Genomic DNA, 16,516 nt, shown 5'->3' with positions numbered 1-16,516 from the left:
ATCGGCCCAGATCCGCGAAATTTTAATCAGCGAGTCAGCTTGGGAAGAAATGACCTGCTTATTCGCACCTTCCCTAAAGAAATCAAATTTGTAATTTCAGGCTAAATCGAATTACTGACAACTTAAGACGCGAAACTATGAATACAAAAACTGCTGTAACGCCCACAGTGGCGAGCAAGCCAACAGACGGAAATAAAAAACGTCTGCTGATGATGGCACTGCCGATTATCGTCGCGGTACTGCTGCTGTTTGTTCCTGTACCTGATGGATTGCCTCCCTATGCATGGCATTACTTCGCCATCTTTGTCGGTGTCATCGTCGGGTTAATCTTCGAACCTTTACCGGGCGCAGTCATTGGCCTGACGGGTGTCGTGGCCATTGCACTGTGCAGCCAGTGGGTGCTGTTCAGCCCGGAACAGCTGGCTGATCCAAAGTTCAAACTCGCAGGTGCGTCCTTTAAATGGGCCGTGAGCGGCTTTGGTAACTCAACGGTATGGCTGATTTTCGGTGCATTCATGTTCGCCGCAGGCTATGACAAAACGCGCTTCGGTCGCCGTCTGGCGCTGATTCTGGTGAAATATCTGGGCCGCCGCAGCCTCACTCTCGGGTATGCCATCACCTTCGCCGATCTGCTGCTGGCTCCGTTTACTCCCTCCAATACCGCGCGTAGTGGCGGGACCATCTACCCGATTATCGCCAACCTGCCGCCGCTGTATGGTTCTAAACCGAACGACCCAAGCGCACGTAAGATTGGTTCTTACCTGATGTGGGTCGCAATTACCGCAGCCTGTATCACCAGTTCAATGTTCCTCTCCGCCCTGGCCCCTAACCTGCTGGCACTGGCGCTGGTGAAAAGCATCGTAGGGATTAACATCTCCTGGGGGACCTGGTTCATTGCCTTCCTTCCACTGGGTGTCCTGCTGATTTTAGTTATGCCGCTGCTGGCCTACTGGTTCTACCCACCTGAAGTAAAAGTGAATGATGAAGTGCCGCTGTGGGCATGCCGTGAGCTGGAAAAACTGGGCAAACTGTCACGTAATGAAATCCTGCTGCTGGTGTTTGTATGCTGTGCGCTGCTGATGTGGATCTTCGCTGCCGCCTGGATTGAACCTGCGATGGCTGCTCTGCTCATTGTCAGCCTGATGCTTTGGACTGGCGTGCTGGAATGGAACGACATCACCGGTAACAAAGCGGCCTGGAACACTTTCGTCTGGTTCGCCACGCTGGTCGCCCTGGCTGACGGCCTCTCCTCTACGGGCTTCATCAGCTGGTTGGGTAAGGAAGGTGGCTTGTTGATGAGCGGCATCTCTCCGGGTGTTGCCACCATCGTTCTGCTGCTGGCGTTCTACCTGCTGCACTACCTGTTCGCCAGCACCACCGCGCACACCACAGCGTTGCTGCCCGCGATGCTGACCATCGCCGCCACGATCCCAGGCATGAACATGGAAGTGTTTGTTCTGCTGATGGTGACATCCCTCGGTATCATGGGGATCATCACCCCATACGGTACTGGCCCAAGCCCGATTTACTATGGTAGTGGCTACCTGCCGACCAAAGATTACTGGCGTCTGGGTACGATCTTCGGGGCCATCTTCCTGGCCGCCCTACTGCTGATTGGCTATCCGTGGATGTCAATGATGTTCTGATTCATAACCGCCGGAGGCTAACGTCCGGCGGTTTTATTTTATGGAGTGATGAGCTATGTCGAATAAACCGTTTGTTTACCAGGATCCGTTCCCACTGGAAAAAGACAACACCGAATACTATTTGCTGACTAAAGAGCATGTCTCTGTTGCCGAATTTGAAGGACAGGAAATCCTGAAAGTGGAGCCAGAAGCCCTGACACTTCTGGCACAACAAGCCTTCCACGATGCAGCATTTATGCTGCGCCCTTCTCACCAGAAACAAGTTGCGGCCATCCTTAGCGACCCCGACGCCAGTGAAAACGACAAATACGTTGCACTGCAGTTCCTGCGTAACTCTGAAATTGCTGCCAAAGGCATTCTGCCAACCTGCCAGGACACCGGCACAGCGATCATCATGGGTAAAAAAGGCCAGCGCGTCTGGACAGGCGGTGGCGATGAAGCCGCTCTGAGCCAGGGCGTATATAACACCTACATCGAAGACAACCTGCGTTACTCCCAGAATGCAGCGCTGGATATGTATAAAGAGGTGAATACCGGTACGAACCTGCCAGCCCAGATCGATCTCTACAGCGTGGATGGCAACGAGTATAAATTCCTGTGCATGGCAAAAGGCGGCGGTTCAGCTAACAAAACCTATCTTTACCAGGAAACCAAAGCGCTGATTACACCCGCTAAATTGAAAAATTACCTGGTTGAGAAGATGCGAACCCTGGGAACGGCGGCCTGCCCTCCTTACCATATCGCGTTTGTTATCGGCGGAACCTCTGCTGAAAGTACGCTGAAAACCGTGAAACTGGCCTCCACCCGTTACTACGACGGTTTACCCACCGAAGGGAATGCGCATGGCCAGGCATTCCGTGATGTTCAGCTTGAACAGGAACTGTTGCAGGAAGCGCAGAATCTCGGTCTGGGCGCGCAGTTTGGCGGAAAATATTTTGCCCATGACATCCGCGTGATCCGTCTGCCACGCCACGGTGCATCTTGCCCGATTGGTATGGGTGTATCCTGCTCCGCAGACCGTAACATCAAGGCCAAAATCAACCGCGACGGTATCTGGATTGAAAAACTGGAACATAATCCAGGGCAGTACATTCCGGAATCACTGCGTCGGCAGGGCGAAGGTGAAGTGGTCAGCATTAACCTAAACCGCCCAATGAATGAGATCCTGGCACAGCTTTCCGCGCATCCAGTGTCTACTCGTTTATCACTGAACGGGACCATCATCGTGGCGCGTGATATTGCCCACGCCAGGCTGAAAGAGCTTCTCGACAATGGCGAAGAACTGCCGCAGTACGTGAAAGATCACCCGATCTATTACGCAGGGCCAGCTAAAACGCCTGAAGGCTATGCATCCGGTTCACTCGGCCCAACCACCGCAGGCCGTATGGACTCCTACGTAGACTTACTGCAATCTCACGGGGCGAGCATGGTCATGCTGGCGAAAGGCAACCGTAGCCAGCAGGTCACAGATGCTTGCCATAAACATGGTGGTTTCTACCTGGGTAGCATCGGTGGCCCGGCGGCTGTGCTGGCGCAAAACAGCATCAAGAGCCTGGAGTGTGTGGCTTACCCAGAACTGGGCATGGAAGCTATCTGGAAAATCGAGGTTGAAAACTTCCCGGCGTTTATCCTAGTGGATGACAAAGGCAACGATTTCTTCCAGCAAATCCAGAACAAACAGTGCGCAGGTTGTTCCCAGCGCTAACTGTTCTCATCAAAAAGCCAGGCACTTGCCTGGCTTTTTTATTTCATCCTTCACTGGTTTCACTCTTTTGTAAAACACTCTGATTTAGCTCACATATATGGCGGCTCAACGGTAAAGGGCTATTCCTTCTCATCAACGGAGTGATAAGGTACTCCACGCACAGTAAGTCTGTGGAGAAAGCATCAGGAAGGGTATTCGGTGGAGGATAGTGGCGGAGAGAGGGGGATTTGAACCCCCGGTAGAGTCGCCCCTACTCTGGTTTTCGAGACCAGTCCGTTCAGCCGCTCCGGCATCTCTCCGTTTTGATGGTTGCCATCATGCCGCGTTGTTTGGCATTTTAACAGACCCTACCTTTCAATTTTGTTCTAGTGACGAGTTTGCGAGCAAAGCGATGATTAAGTGGCCCTGGAAATCGAATGATGCAAGTCGAAATATGGCGCTGCCCTGGGATGAGGCACTGGCAATCCCTGTGCTGGCCAATCTCCCACCGGACGAACAGTCAAAGCTGATTCAACTGGCAGATCGTTTTCTGCAGCAAAAGCGCCTGGTGGCGCTGCAAGGTTTTGAGCTGGATGCCTTAAAAAGTACCCGCATCGCCCTGCTCTTCTGCTTACCTGTCCTGGAGCTCGGCATCGAGTGGCTGGATGGTTTCCACGAAGTCCTCATCTATCCTGCACCGTTTGTGGTGGATGACGAATGGCAGGATGATATCGGCCTTGTGCACAACCAGCGCGTAGTGCAATCAGGACAAAGCTGGCAGCAAGGTCCCATCATCCTCAACTGGCTGGATATTCAGGACTCCTTCGACGCCTCAGGTTTTAATCTCATCATTCACGAAGTGGCGCATAAACTGGATACCCGCAATGGTGATCGGGCCAGTGGTGTACCGCTGATCCCATTACGCGAAGTGGCTGGCTGGGAACATGACTTGCATGCCGCGATGGACAACATCCAGGATGAGATCGACCTGGTGGGTGAGAGTGCTGCCAGCATTGATGCCTATGCCGCCACCGATCCTGCGGAATGTTTTGCTGTGTTGTCAGAATACTTCTTCAGTGCGCCTGAGCTGTTTGCCCCCCGCTTCCCGGCCCTGTGGCAGCGTTTTAGCCATTTTTACCAGCAAGATCCATTGCAGCGTTTACGTAAGAATGAGGAACATGGTGGCAATTCGCCCACTCAAGTTCACTAAAACAGCAGTTTGAAGCTTAATTAATCATTTGAATCAGCATGTTAATTTTAGTATTGACACAAATTAGCGAGGCCATTAACATGCGCCTCGTTCAAACGATTCCTCTGTAGTTCAGTCGGTAGAACGGCGGACTGTTAATCCGTATGTCACTGGTTCGAGTCCAGTCAGAGGAGCCAAATTCTTGTTTTCATGCCACTTTGCGAATCCCTATGTGATTCAGATTCAATAGGTTAGCGTGGAAAGTCTTCCCGATGCATTTTCAGTTTACTCTCCGCATCGGGAGAATTTGGTGGTCAGATTTGGGGTCAAGTTGGTTCGATGACGGAGTGACCCCCAAATGTCTCTTAACGACTCAAAAATCCGCAATTTAAAACCATCCGAAAAACCCTTCAAAGTCTCCGACTCTCACGGTTTATACCTTTTGGTCAATCCAGGCGGTTCACGTCTCTGGTATCTCAAATATCGCATCAATAAAAAAGAATCGCGCCTCAGCTTAGGGGCCTATCCTGCAGTATCTTTGGCCGACGCTCGTCAGCAGCGTGATGGTATCCGTAAATTGCTGGCGCAGAATATCAATCCAGCTCAACAGCGCTCTGCAGAGAGAGCCACTGCCTCACCAGAGGAAACCTTCAAATCAGTGGCGCTAAGTTGGCATAAAAGCAACAGAGCCTGGTCAGAGAACCATGCCGCTCGTCTGCTTGCCAGCATGAACAATCATATCTTCCCGATAATTGGACATCTGCAAGTCACAGAACTGAAAACCCGCCATTTTATCGACCTGCTGAAGGGGATTGAGAAAAAAGGTCTACTGGAAGTGGCGGCACGAACCCGACAGCATATGTGCAATATCATGCGTCATGCCGTGCATCAGGAGTTTATAGAGCATAATCCGGCGGCCAATCTGGACGGTATAATCGCCCCGCCCGTTAAACACCACTACCCAGCCCTTCCGCTGGAGAAACTACCGGAACTGTTGACTCGCATTGAGGACTACAGGCAAGGGCGAGAATTAACCCGTTTGGCAGTATCACTTACTCTGCACCTGTTCATCCGTTCCAGCGAGTTGCGTTTTGCCCGTTGGTCTGAGATCGATTTCAAAAACAAAATCTGGACCATTCCTGCCACTCGTGAGGCTATCCCCGGAGTGCGTTATTCCGGGCGTGGCGCGAAAATGCGCACGCCACATATCGTTCCCCTCTCTCGTCAGTCCATCGCTATTCTGAAACAGATACGGGATATATCCGGGCATCAGGAACTGATATTCCCCGGTGACCATAATCCGTATAAACCAATGTGCGAAAACACGGTCAACAAGGCGCTGCGCTTGATGGGTTATGACACAAAAGATGAAATCTGCGGCCACGGATTCCGCGCAATGGCCTGTAGTGCCCTGATGGAATCGGGTCTATGGTCACAGGATGCCGTTGAGCGTCAAATGAGCCATCAGGAACGCAACAGCGTCAGAGCGGCTTACATCCACAAAGCAGAATATCTTGATGCTCGTAAGGCAATGATGCAGTGGTGGGCTGACTATCTGGAAGCATGCTCAAATGAATATATTCCTCCCTTTACCTGGAATAAATAAATGTTAGCTATGGCCCAGAAAAGATAAGTAGGCGAGCGCACCAGAAGAAACTTTCATGGTGCGTATTCACCACACCGCGACAATCATTAAATTCACGTTATAGCCGATGGCCTGCCATTTTTATCGTAAACGGATAGTCACGAACAGTGCAAAACAGTCGAGTATGCATATCACTGGAAATTGAGTTACCCAAAGTAAAAATCATCGATAAGCACTCCCATTAAATCATCCACACAGGCATAAAAACTAACAATCATGATTATATAAAACTACGATATATCAACATGATACACTGCCATGTAAATTATTATAATAATTTATGAGGCTAGCCAGAAGCTTGAGGTAACCTAAATGAATATTAACTAAATATTATTCTTATTTGGGAAATTGACATTTTCGATCAATATCTTTTCGTTATTAAAAAACACGCTCTGCAGCTGATGGAAAAACCGCCTAAAATCTAATCCTACGTTATTGGCTAAATCTTTAGTCAGTCGACGTGAAAAATAATAGAAGTTCGTAAAAATTGGATTCTCGGATACTGGAGCCTTCTTCCAAACTAGCCAAGAGGTCTTTTAGGTCCTTTTTGAAGGCAGAGTCAACAATGCATACACAGGAAGTTCCCGGATATGCTGGTCTTTACCGATATAATACATCCAAGGTTCTCCGCAGTACCGTGTAGTAACCGCAGTGTCCTTCATATTGTCCAGCATAGCGCCCCCTCCAACACTGAGAATAGCATGTGCATGGGCTTCGCTGGCATGTGAAATGGCCTTTTGTAATGCAAACGGGGTCTCATCACAGACCAAGCCGCCATATCCAGTCCACGCAACACCAGCTCTCGTCAGTTGACGAGTGATTGCCTGAAAAAGCCCCTGCTGTCTGACGTTTTCGCTACTGTAGCAAATCAGAATTCTTGTTATACCTGCTGCAATAATATGACTGGCAATACTTACTTCCCGCCCGGGTCCAAATTCAACCAGCGTGGCCGGGAGGTAATGAATACTCTGCATGACGTTCTCCGCAAAATTTAACTGATCCGACTAGGACTAATCCCCGGAATAGTGAAGAAAAAGCCCACGCTGTACTATCCAGCAAGTTGACCGACCATCTGATAATAAGAACATGCTGTAAGCATTATCATGATCGCATGATGACTTTTATCGACGTTCCCCCCTCACTACGCGCTGTAAACAGTGCACATAAGGATGCCGCTATAAGTAATACAGCACTGACTTCAAAAGTGGCTTGATAGCCTCTGGCATCGTAAAGTACTCCCCCAGTGACCGCGCCGAGCATGATGGCTAGCTGGATGATAGCCACCATTAAGCCACCACCAGCTTCTGCGTCTTGCGGTAACGTTTTTGCCAGCCATGTCCACCAACCTACCGGTGCTGCGGTAGCAAACAATCCCCATAGCCCCAACAGAAGCGTAGTGACGACAACATGCTCACCGACATTCACAAGCGCCAACGCGATCGCAGCCATTAACAGCGGTAGCACCATCAGGGGGCGATACAAGTTCCTTCTGATAAAAATGCCAATCACTGCAGTACCAGCAAAACCGGCCACACCGATAATCAGCAGGATTAAGGAAAGCGTAGTGGTGTCGACTTTCGCAACGCTCTCAAGAAAGGGTCGCAGGTAAGTGAACAGCGTAAACTGGCCCATAAAAAACAGGGCACAAGCTGTCATACCAAGTACAACGGGTAGACGGTGCAGCAGCCAAAAAATATTGCCTGATATCGGTGATACATCCTGCTTTAGCGGCGGTAACGCCTGAATCTTCCACGCCAGAGCGATGACAGCCACCGGTACTACGCAAAAAAAAGCCCAGCGCCAGCCAATAATCGCCCCCAGAAAGCTGCCCAGAGGAGCAGCAAGCACTGTTGCCAACGCATTGCCACCATTCAGGATCGCCAGCGCCCGGGGGACATGATGCGAATCAACCAATCGCATTACCACCGCTGCCGACAGAGACCAGAATCCCCCGATAGCTATTCCAATGAGCGCACGCCCAACCATAAATACCCCATAATTTGGAGCAAAGGCTACAACGGTGCCGGAGATAATCATCAGCAATGTCAGACAGAGCAACATGTGTTTACGGTCACGCTTACCGGCCACGGCAGAGATCATCAGGCTAGTGAGTAGAGCGAATGCTCCGGAAATGGAAATAGCCTGCCCGGCCTGGCCCTCACTGATGTGCAGTTCACCCGCAATTGGCGTCAGCAAGCTGACTGGCATAAATTCTGATGCCACCAGCGCAAATGCCGAGAGGGACATTGCCAGTACCGCGCCCCAGGCTTGCCGGGGGCGGAATTTATGATGTTGTATCTTATCAGTCAAACCGATGTACCTGTGGTGTCAAAATTGAGAATGATGCGGCCACGCAGACGGCCTTCGTCGAAGCGGCGATGCGCGGCAACAGCATCAGCAGCCGGGAAGACAGCTGCGACTCTAAGAGGCAATACCCCCTCAGAGACCTGTTGTCCGATACGGGAAAGGGCGGCATGATCAATGATACGTTCGCGGACATTCACAAATATCGCGTTAATACCGCGCTCAAAACCATCTTCATTACCTGGACGTAGGGTAATCACAGTCCCTCCTGAACGAACAGCGGGGATGATCTGCTCACCAAGATCAGCCGCATCCACCACCGCATCAACACCCTGTGGAAGGGCTTTGAGGATCCGCATGGCAATGTCATCCCCCCGCGCAATCACCATGCTGGCTCCAACAGTACGCATAAAGGTTTCATCTGAAGGTGAGGTAACAGCCACCATATTAAGGCGATCTTTACTTCCTAACGCGACGGTATAAGCGCCCACAGCACCGGCCGCGCCGGTAACCAGCACCGTCGTGCCTTCCGTTAGCTGCAGGGTATCCAGCGCGTTGCGGGCCGTTAATGCGTTCATCAGAAAGGATGCTGCCGCAGTCAATGGCGTCTTCTCAGGTAAAGGAATAACAGACGCCGCTGGCAGACAGACATACTCGCTGTAACCGCCATAACTGCCAAAGTTATCCACGAGACCGACCACATCCTGACCTACCGTCAAACCGTATGCCGGATCAACGCCGCCACCCATTTCATCTATAGTTCCGGATATATCCATACCCGGTACAAATGGCGGTTGGGCACCAGCAAACCAATCTTTAAGGGAACCGTCACGGACCATAATGTCGACAGGGTTAATCCCAGCCGCTCGCACTTTTATCCGCACCTGATCCGGTAACGGATGAGGGTCTGGGAGCGCCACGCGCTGCAGAACATCTGGACCACCATAATGATTCAATCCAATTGCATACATATGTTGTTGCTCCTTCGGGCTATTCCGCCCGGGAAAGGGTCATGCTTATCTGACCTGACTGATGAAGTGCTTCAGAACCAGAGAGTATTTTTCCGATTCTAATGACGCCCGAAGCATCCGGCCCCTGACCGCGATAAAACGCGATGTTCCCCCACGGGGCGTAATATGCGATGTCACCTGTCTCACCAGCAGCACTTTCCGGCGCGCCTGCTTCGGAAAGACGGCGCGGCAAAGCATCACTGACTTTTTCCGCACGGCTGTAATCCCGCAGCGTAACGGTCAGCGGCAAAAGAGACAGAAAATCGCGCGCAGTAGGATTGTCATCCAGTTCAGCCGTCATCATCTTTGAGCCTATGGCAATCCGAACTTTCACTCTCTGCTCACTTGCATGGCTGATAGCGGTAGAACTGTCAGCCAGTGTTGACTCCGAGGAACTTGCTGCCCCTGCCATATTCGCCAGGCAGACACTCAGTGCCAGACAGACAACGAAATGTATTTTCATCATTGCTCCTCCCGGATGGAATACGACAGGGTAGCCTCTTACTTAAGGCTGTCTTTAAAAAAGGACGTCAGTTTGGCAAACGGGATAAGGTCAGTACGATCATAGAGATCGACGTGACCGGCACCCGGTACAACAAACAGTTCCTTCGGCTGACCAGCCAGTTTGTAGGCTTCTTCGCTGAATTCGCGGGAGTGCGCCTCAGAACCGGTAATGAACAACATTGGACGCGGGGAAATGGTTTCAATGTCATTGAATGGGTAGAAATTCATAAATTTCACTTCCATTGCATCTTTGCGGAAAGTCGTCGTTTCCGATGAGGCTCCAGCAGGCGTGAACTCACCGCGAGGCGTGCGATAAAAGTCATAAAACTCGCGTTCGATAGCATTGGAATTTGCGGTCAGTTTTAGCGGTGTTCCGTTTCCCCACGGGGTTTTGCCTCCGGTGAATTCGGTATAGCGCTGGTTCGCAGCCTCAACAAGAACCTGCTTACGTTGTTCCAGTGTCTGGGAGTGATTGAGCCCATTACGCTTAGCACCCCCCATATCGTACATACTGACCGTCGCTACAGCCTTCATACGTGGATCAATCTTGGCCGCGCTGACGACGAAACTGCCACTGCCGCAAATTCCGAGCACACCAATACGCTCACGATCTACGATGGGCTGAGTTCCGAGATAATCCACAGCGGCACTGAATGCTTCAGCATAAATATCCGGTGCAACGGCGTTACGTACCTGCCCTTCGCTTTCCCCCCAGAAAGACTGGTCGATAGCTAGGGTAATGAATCCCTGTTCAGCCAATTTCTGGGCGTAAAGATTAGAGCTTTGTTCCTTGACCGCCCCCATCGGGTGCCCCACAACGATGGCTGGGTAACGGGTGCCCTCCTTCAGATTCTTGGGAACAAACAGGTTGCCGACAATCTTCATTTTGTACTGATTGTTGAAAGACACTTTTTGCGTGGTGACCTGTGTGCTTTTATAAAAGTTATCCGCGCCACGAGACATGTCCTGCCCGGTAGCGGTGAATGAAAAGGCACTGGCAACAAAGGCCAGCATCAGCGTTAATGTCTTCAAAATATGTCCTCACTTCGTGTGAAATCGGTTGTGCTATGGCGAGCATATAGAGATCTGAGGTTGCCCTCAGATCGGGTTGTCAGGTGACTCAGGCGAGGTGTGTGGTGAAAAAGTCCGTCAGTTTGTCGAACGGAATCACATCGATGCGATCATAGAGATCGGTGTGGTTTGCCCCGGGGATGATCATCAGCTCTTTCGGTTGCGCCGCAGCGGCATAGGCGGTTTCGCTGAAGTATCGTGAGTGCGCCTTTTCACCGTGGATAAACAGAACCGGACGTGGAGATATCTCCGCGATGTAAGTCAAAATTGGCATGTTCATAAAGGATAACGGTGTGGTTATGGTCCACGCGTTGCCTGAGTTAACCGCCCGTGGATGGTATCCGCGAGGCGTCATGTAATAATCGTGGTAGTCAACCATGAACTGGGCCGCCCCCGCCGTTACCTCTTTGTTATAAGGCGGCTGGTAAGCCGGTGCGCCTTTTTCTGCATCCGCCCAGCGTTGCTGCCCCAGATGCTCCAGTGTCTGCGTGCGCTGTGCAAGGGTAACGCTGTCGTTATAGCCCTTCGACATTACGCGGGTCATGTCATACATGGTACTGGCAACAACCGCTTTTACACGCTTGTCGACGGCAACCGCATTGAGAGCCATCCCACCCCAACCGCACACACCAATGATGCCGATACGCTCGCGATCAACAGAAGGGTGTAAGCCGATAAAGTCCACGGCGGCACTAAAATCTTCAGTATTAATATCAGGAGAGGCCACATTGCGCGGTTCTCCACCACTTTCTCCCGTATAAGAGGGATCAAATGCCAGAGTGACAAAACCACGTTCAGCCATGGTTTGTGCATACAACCCGGACGACTGCTCCTTCACGGCACCAAATGGGCCGCTGACGACAATGGCCGCCAGACGTTTACCGGCACGGTTTTTTGGCAGATACAGGTCTGCTGCCAGAGTAATACCGTACCGATTAATAAAGGTGATTTTCTGGTGATCCACTTTGTCGCTTTTGGGGAAAACTTTGTCCCATTCCTGCGTCAGTTGCAGGGGGGATTTAGCTGCCACAGGTACGGTTTTGGCAATACCCGAACTCGCTGCCAGTAATGCAGCCGATCCCACAACAGCCCCCTGAAGGAACTTTCTACGGGGAAGGCCGTTTTCCTCAGTCTGGATATCTGCATCAGACTTTTTCATATTCGTTTTCATAAGCAACTCCTTCTTATTCAGCGGCCGCCAGGGTGGCGTTATCAATCACAAAGCGATACTTAACGTCGCCCTTGAGCATACGTTCATAGGATTCATTAATTTGGTCTGCCCGGATGAGTTCAATGTCGGAGACAATGCCGTGCTCAGCACAAAAATCGAGCATTTCCTGCGTTTCTGGAATGCCGCCGATCATCGACCCGGCAATAGCCCGGCGTTTAAAAATCAGGTTAAATACTTCAGGCGAAGGATGTGGCGAGGCCGGTGCCCCGACCAGAGTGAGGGTGCCATCGCGTTTCAGCAGCGTCAGATAAGCATCCAGGCTATGTGGTGCTGCGACGGTATTGACGATCAGGTCAAAGCTTTTGGCATGCACGGCCATTTCTTCTGGATAACGCGATACCACCACTTCATCAGCACCAAGTGCCCTGGCATCATCGCGTTTGGCATCAGAAGTTGTAAACGCAACAACATGTGCACCCAGAGCATGCGCCAGCTTGACCCCCATATGGCCTAGCCCACCAATTCCAACAATGCCCACTTTTTTTCCCGGGCCTGCTTGCCAGTGCTTCAGTGGTGACCAGGTTGTAATGCCCGCACATAGCAGAGGAGCGACACCTGCGAGTTGTTCCGCCGGATGGCGAACACGCAATACATAGCGTTCATGTACTACGATCTGCCCGGAATATCCCCCTAGTGTCCAGCCAGGCTCATCTGTGGTGGGAAAGTTATACGTACCGACCATCCCGTCACAATAGTTTTCATGACCGGAATCGCACTCTTCGCAGTGACGGCAACTGTCTACAATGCAACCGACCCCGACCAGATCACCAGCGCGGAAACCGTTAACATGCGCCCCGACAGCCTCAACCCGACCGACAATTTCATGGCCTGGCACACAAGGGAACTGAGTACCCGCCCATTCCGCCCGCACCTGATGCAAATCGGAGTGGCAGACTCCGCAGTAAGCAATGGCAATCCGGACATCATGTGCTCCGAGATCACGTCGTGTAATTTGCAACGGCTCCAGCGGACGGTCACCCGATGTAGCCCCATAAGCGTTAACAATCATTTAAGAACCTCCGTTAGCGATTCGGGGTGCAATACCACGTAACAGCGCAGCCGCCTGGCTTTGCCGATTCTGAATCTCTGGTAAAGGGGTCGAAACCATGTCGACGATTAACACCGCTACAGTAGTGTTCGCAGGCCTGCTCACATTCTTACCCAACCCCATTGATAGATATTCTTTCATAATCTAATATGATTGATTAGATATTTAATAATTAATGGGCTTATAAACAGCGTTTATTAATTCGATGAGAGAACATGAATATGGCCAGACATAACCTGAATGATCTTCAGGCTTTCTTGATGGTTGCCCGGGAAGGAAGCTTTACGCGGGCAGCAGCCCGACTCGGTGTGACGCAGCCTGCATTAAGCCATGCCATCTCTGGTCTGGAAGCAAGACTAAAGATCCGTTTATTGACGCGAACAACGCGCAGTGTTTCGGTCACAGCAGCCGGAACCCGACTAATGCAGGTTATCGGTCATCGCTTTGATGAAATTGAAGAAGAACTCGATGCGCTGACCGAATTACGAGATAAACCGGCGGGAACGGTAAGGATCACTTGCGGTGATCACGTTCTGAAAACAACACTGCTGCCTAAACTGATGCCTCTATTGCATAAATATCCGGATATAAAAGTGGAGTTCGATATCAATTACGGATTCAGGGATATCGTTGCCGATCGATTTGACGCCGGGGTACGTTTCAGCGAAACCGTCGATAAGGATATGATTGCCGTCCCGATTGGTAAGGAGGTGCGCATGGCTGCGGTCGCGTCTCCAGCCTATTTTGCCAGTCACCCGAAACCCAAAACGCCGCGCGACCTGGTTGATCACGAGTGCATCAACATTCGTTTCCCGACATACGGTGGACTTGATGTGTGGGAGTTTGAAAAGAAAGAAAAAAAATTAAAGATCCGTGTCGACGCAAAACTGATTTTTAACACTACGACACACATTGCTGCTGCCGCAGTCGGTGGGATGGGAATTGCTTATCTCCCGGAAGAAGAATTTTCACCGTGGCTTGAAGAAGGTCAATTGATAAGAGTTCTTGACGACTGGTGTCCCCCATTTTCGGGCTATCACCTGTACTACCCCAGCCGACGTCAGACCTCGCCAGCATTCTCTCTTGTTATTGAGGCTCTGCACGTGAAATCTACGGGTATGCAGGAAGAGTAATTTTGCGATTATGGGCTGTTTAAAGAAAAAGCCCAGCCCCATTTACAACGTTATCTTGTCAGCCCATTGATTGATAATATTAATTTATAGGCCTTGTAAGTATTCGCTGGCTAGTCAGCCGATACAAGAACGATACAATAAGTGAAATACTTTACTCATTTGCAACCAGGGAGCTTCTCTCCCAGAAAGGGGCGTTTTCATGTCAACTATCGTTCTCATTTTCCAACAAAATTTCGTTGTAAAGCAGTCCAATTCTAGCCGGGCTACGCCCCGATTAATACAGTCATAGTGGGGAGCGTCTGTGAAACGTTACCTCATTCGAGCTTTAATTGTTTTGTCGATCGCTATCTTGCTTCTGGCAGGTGCCGGATATCTTTATCTGCAGCGCCCCCTATTTGGCATGCTTCCTGGAGAGGAACAGGCAAGACAATTTGAGCATTACTCCCCGAATTATCATGATGGATATTTCGTCAATCAAATTCCGTCGCCGATCCATACTAATGGCAGTACAGAATGGTCCATCTGGAAAGAGGAATTATTTGGTAAAAAAGGGCAGCCACGCCCTGACTCTCCTTTGCCTAACCTTAAAACAGACCTCAAGGCACTTGATATTCAGCAGGATTTATTTGTCTGGCTGGGACATTCCTCATTTTATATCCAACTTGCCGGGAAACGGATTCTGATTGATCCAGTGCTAAGTGAATACGCTTCTCCAGTACCAATAATAAACAGGGCATTTGCTGGTACCAACATTTACAAGGCCGATGATATTCCGCCTATTGATATGCTGCTGATTTCACACGATCATTATGATCACCTGGATTATCCCACCATCAAAGCCCTTCAGCAGGGCGTGAAGGAAGTTATGACAGGTCTTGGCGTTGGGACACATTTTCAAGCGTGGGGATACCCGGAAAACATTGTTCATGAAGCAGACTGGTATGACTCTATTCAGGTGGGTAATGTAGCGATAACCGCGACACCGGCACGCCATTTTTCCGGAAGAACATTGTCCCGAGATCAATCCCTGTGGGTGGGTTATGTTATCAAATCTACAGATAGGACGCTGTTCATTAGTGGGGATTCAGGGTATGGGCCTCATTTTGAGGAGATCGGAAAACGATTTGGTCCATTCGACTGGGTGGCACTCGATAGCGGCCAATACGACCCGAGATGGGCGAACGTGCATATGTCTCCTGAAGAAGCGCTGCAGGCGGCGCGCGATTTGCATGCAAAAGCGTTTACCCCAGACCATATTGGGCGCTTTTCCCTTGCCCCACATGACTGGAATGATCCGATGAGGAGGATCATCAAGAATAATACGTTTGGTCATGCACTGTGGACTCCGGTGATAGGGCAGCCTGTCTATTTTAACCATCCCCCTACCCACTATTCCCCTTGGCGGGAACCGAAATGACGATTATATACATGCATTGATGTATAGACCATTTCGAGAAAGTTTAAGTGATAGCATAATCCTTTGGTTAGATTACGTGATGACTTTAATGAAACCGTTTATTACTGACCATGAATAAGTTATATATTTAAAGCAAACATTCCTAAACAACCCCCTATTCAACATAAAAAAATCATAATTCAATATGTTATTTTCTGTTCCAATGAGAATCCATTATTTGTTGAAAGCAAGATATGATCATTTCGATTATATATATTGTAGTGAAAGCGAGTCACAAATTAAAACTGAGTGTCTCACGAGGCTGGTCGTCTTCACCAAAAACATTATCATTTCATTGACATTAGATATTTGATTTCCTCCCTCTTCCACTCGACTTCGGAGGGACTGATTCACCATATTCTAGCCACCAGGCGGTAAGTGCCTCCATTGTCGGTCCTAACCCCCGAGCTTTCTCAGTAATAGAATATTCAACGCGAGGTGGAACCTCAGCATAAATCATTCTTGCCACCAGCCCGTCACTTTCAAGCTCACGTAACTGCGCAGTTAACATATGTTGTGTGAATCGCCACAGATAATCTAGACACTTCCGAGCCGCTGATAATATTGTTTTTCGTATTCAGTTGGTGGCATATGA

Annotated in this window: 14 protein-coding genes and 2 tRNA genes; 7 read left to right on the top strand and 9 right to left on the bottom strand. The window is 50.2% G+C overall.

Going from position 1 to position 16,516, the window contains the following annotated elements:
• Positions 1 to 137: 137 nt before the first annotated feature.
• Both GF617_RS24830 and fumA read left to right on the top strand, forming a co-directional pair.
• Positions 138 to 1,646 (top strand): anion permease, encoded by a 1,509-nt coding sequence (locus GF617_RS24830; RefSeq protein ID WP_203452675.1) that lies wholly within the window; start codon positions 138 to 140, stop codon positions 1,644 to 1,646.
• 55 nt (positions 1,647 to 1,701) lie between these two features.
• Positions 1,702 to 3,351, top strand: a complete 1,650-nt coding sequence (gene fumA, locus GF617_RS24825) for a class I fumarate hydratase FumA (RefSeq protein ID WP_181619980.1) — start codon at positions 1,702 to 1,704, stop codon at positions 3,349 to 3,351.
• A 209-nt stretch (positions 3,352 to 3,560) separates the two neighbouring features.
• On the opposite strand, the gene GF617_RS24820 is transcribed toward fumA, so the two are convergent.
• Positions 3,561 to 3,650 (bottom strand) — tRNA-Ser (locus GF617_RS24820).
• A 92-nt stretch (positions 3,651 to 3,742) separates the two neighbouring features.
• Between GF617_RS24820 and mtfA the strand changes: the two genes are divergently transcribed.
• From mtfA to GF617_RS24805, 3 genes are all read left to right on the top strand, one after another.
• Positions 3,743 to 4,540, top strand: coding sequence for a DgsA anti-repressor MtfA (mtfA, locus tag GF617_RS24815; protein WP_181619981.1), 798 nt, complete (start codon positions 3,743 to 3,745; stop codon positions 4,538 to 4,540).
• 100 nt (positions 4,541 to 4,640) lie between these two features.
• Positions 4,641 to 4,716 (top strand) — tRNA-Asn (locus GF617_RS24810).
• Positions 4,717 to 4,877: 161 nt separating this feature from the next.
• Entirely contained in the window at positions 4,878 to 6,125 is a 1,248-nt protein-coding gene (locus GF617_RS24805; protein ID WP_203452674.1) for an integrase arm-type DNA-binding domain-containing protein, read from the top strand.
• Positions 6,126 to 6,700: 575 nt separating this feature from the next.
• Here the strand turns inward: GF617_RS24805 and GF617_RS24800 are convergent.
• The 7 genes from GF617_RS24800 to GF617_RS24770 form a co-directional block, all read right to left on the bottom strand.
• A complete protein-coding gene (locus GF617_RS24800) occupies positions 6,701 to 7,138 on the bottom strand; it encodes an iron-containing alcohol dehydrogenase (protein WP_203452673.1) in 438 nt (145 codons plus the stop codon).
• A gap of 127 nt (positions 7,139 to 7,265) precedes the next feature.
• On the bottom strand, positions 7,266 to 8,411 hold the full coding sequence (locus GF617_RS24795; RefSeq protein WP_203452677.1) for an MFS transporter: 1,146 nt from the start codon (positions 8,409 to 8,411) through the stop codon (positions 7,266 to 7,268).
• Positions 8,412 to 8,470: 59 nt separating this feature from the next.
• Positions 8,471 to 9,439 (bottom strand): NADP-dependent oxidoreductase, encoded by a 969-nt coding sequence (locus GF617_RS24790; protein WP_203452672.1) that lies wholly within the window; start codon positions 9,437 to 9,439, stop codon positions 8,471 to 8,473.
• Positions 9,440 to 9,458: 19 nt separating this feature from the next.
• Complete coding sequence (locus GF617_RS24785) at positions 9,459 to 9,944, bottom strand: cyclophilin-like fold protein (protein WP_046878095.1); 486 nt, start codon at positions 9,942 to 9,944, stop codon at positions 9,459 to 9,461.
• Positions 9,945 to 9,979: 35 nt separating this feature from the next.
• Entirely contained in the window at positions 9,980 to 11,014 is a 1,035-nt protein-coding gene (locus tag GF617_RS24780) for an alpha/beta hydrolase (protein ID WP_200064664.1), read from the bottom strand.
• A gap of 88 nt (positions 11,015 to 11,102) precedes the next feature.
• The gene (locus tag GF617_RS24775; protein WP_044723120.1) at positions 11,103 to 12,212 is read right to left on the bottom strand and encodes an alpha/beta hydrolase; all 1,110 of its coding nucleotides are present in this window, start codon (positions 12,210 to 12,212) and stop codon (positions 11,103 to 11,105) included.
• Between the two features lie 25 nt (positions 12,213 to 12,237).
• Positions 12,238 to 13,293, bottom strand: a complete 1,056-nt coding sequence (locus GF617_RS24770; protein ID WP_044723084.1) for an NAD(P)-dependent alcohol dehydrogenase — start codon at positions 13,291 to 13,293, stop codon at positions 12,238 to 12,240.
• A gap of 260 nt (positions 13,294 to 13,553) precedes the next feature.
• Here GF617_RS24770 and GF617_RS24765 point away from each other — a divergent pair, with 260 nt between their 5' ends.
• A complete protein-coding gene (locus GF617_RS24765; protein ID WP_044723086.1) occupies positions 13,554 to 14,465 on the top strand; it encodes a LysR family transcriptional regulator in 912 nt (303 codons plus the stop codon).
• A 301-nt stretch (positions 14,466 to 14,766) separates the two neighbouring features.
• Entirely contained in the window at positions 14,767 to 15,882 is a 1,116-nt protein-coding gene (locus GF617_RS24760; protein WP_203452671.1) for an MBL fold metallo-hydrolase, read from the top strand.
• Positions 15,883 to 16,222: 340 nt separating this feature from the next.
• On the opposite strand, the gene GF617_RS24755 is transcribed toward GF617_RS24760, so the two are convergent.
• The gene (locus tag GF617_RS24755) at positions 16,223 to 16,453 is read right to left on the bottom strand and encodes a helix-turn-helix domain-containing protein (RefSeq protein ID WP_304605921.1); all 231 of its coding nucleotides are present in this window, start codon (positions 16,451 to 16,453) and stop codon (positions 16,223 to 16,225) included.
• Between the last annotated feature and the right edge of the window lie 63 nt (positions 16,454 to 16,516).

It is taken from the genome of Lelliottia sp. RWM.1 (assembly GCF_016859735.1).
Classification (GTDB): Bacteria; Pseudomonadota; Gammaproteobacteria; order Enterobacterales; family Enterobacteriaceae; genus Enterobacter.
Note: the sequence above shows the minus strand (reverse complement) of the source record. Positions and strands in the feature narration are given on the sequence as shown.

Excerpts from the sequence above, each read along its gene's own strand:
- GF617_RS24830 (WP_203452675.1), top strand. The coding sequence starts at position 138 with ATGAATACAAAAACTGCTGTAACGCCCACAGTGGCGAGCAAGCCAACA.
- fumA (WP_181619980.1), top strand. The coding sequence starts at position 1,702 with ATGTCGAATAAACCGTTTGTTTACCAGGATCCGTTCCCACTGGAAAAA.
- mtfA (WP_181619981.1), top strand. The coding sequence starts at position 3,743 with ATGATTAAGTGGCCCTGGAAATCGAATGATGCAAGTCGAAATATGGCG.
- GF617_RS24805 (WP_203452674.1), top strand. The coding sequence starts at position 4,878 with ATGTCTCTTAACGACTCAAAAATCCGCAATTTAAAACCATCCGAAAAA.
- GF617_RS24800 (WP_203452673.1), bottom strand. The coding sequence starts at position 7,138 with ATGCAGAGTATTCATTACCTCCCGGCCACGCTGGTTGAATTTGGACCC.
- GF617_RS24795 (WP_203452677.1), bottom strand. The coding sequence starts at position 8,411 with ATGTCCCTCTCGGCATTTGCGCTGGTGGCATCAGAATTTATGCCAGTC.
- GF617_RS24790 (WP_203452672.1), bottom strand. The coding sequence starts at position 9,439 with ATGTATGCAATTGGATTGAATCATTATGGTGGTCCAGATGTTCTGCAG.
- GF617_RS24785 (WP_046878095.1), bottom strand. The coding sequence starts at position 9,944 with ATGATGAAAATACATTTCGTTGTCTGTCTGGCACTGAGTGTCTGCCTG.
- GF617_RS24775 (WP_044723120.1), bottom strand. The coding sequence starts at position 12,212 with ATGAAAAAGTCTGATGCAGATATCCAGACTGAGGAAAACGGCCTTCCC.
- GF617_RS24770 (WP_044723084.1), bottom strand. The coding sequence starts at position 13,293 with ATGATTGTTAACGCTTATGGGGCTACATCGGGTGACCGTCCGCTGGAG.
- GF617_RS24765 (WP_044723086.1), top strand. The coding sequence starts at position 13,554 with ATGGCCAGACATAACCTGAATGATCTTCAGGCTTTCTTGATGGTTGCC.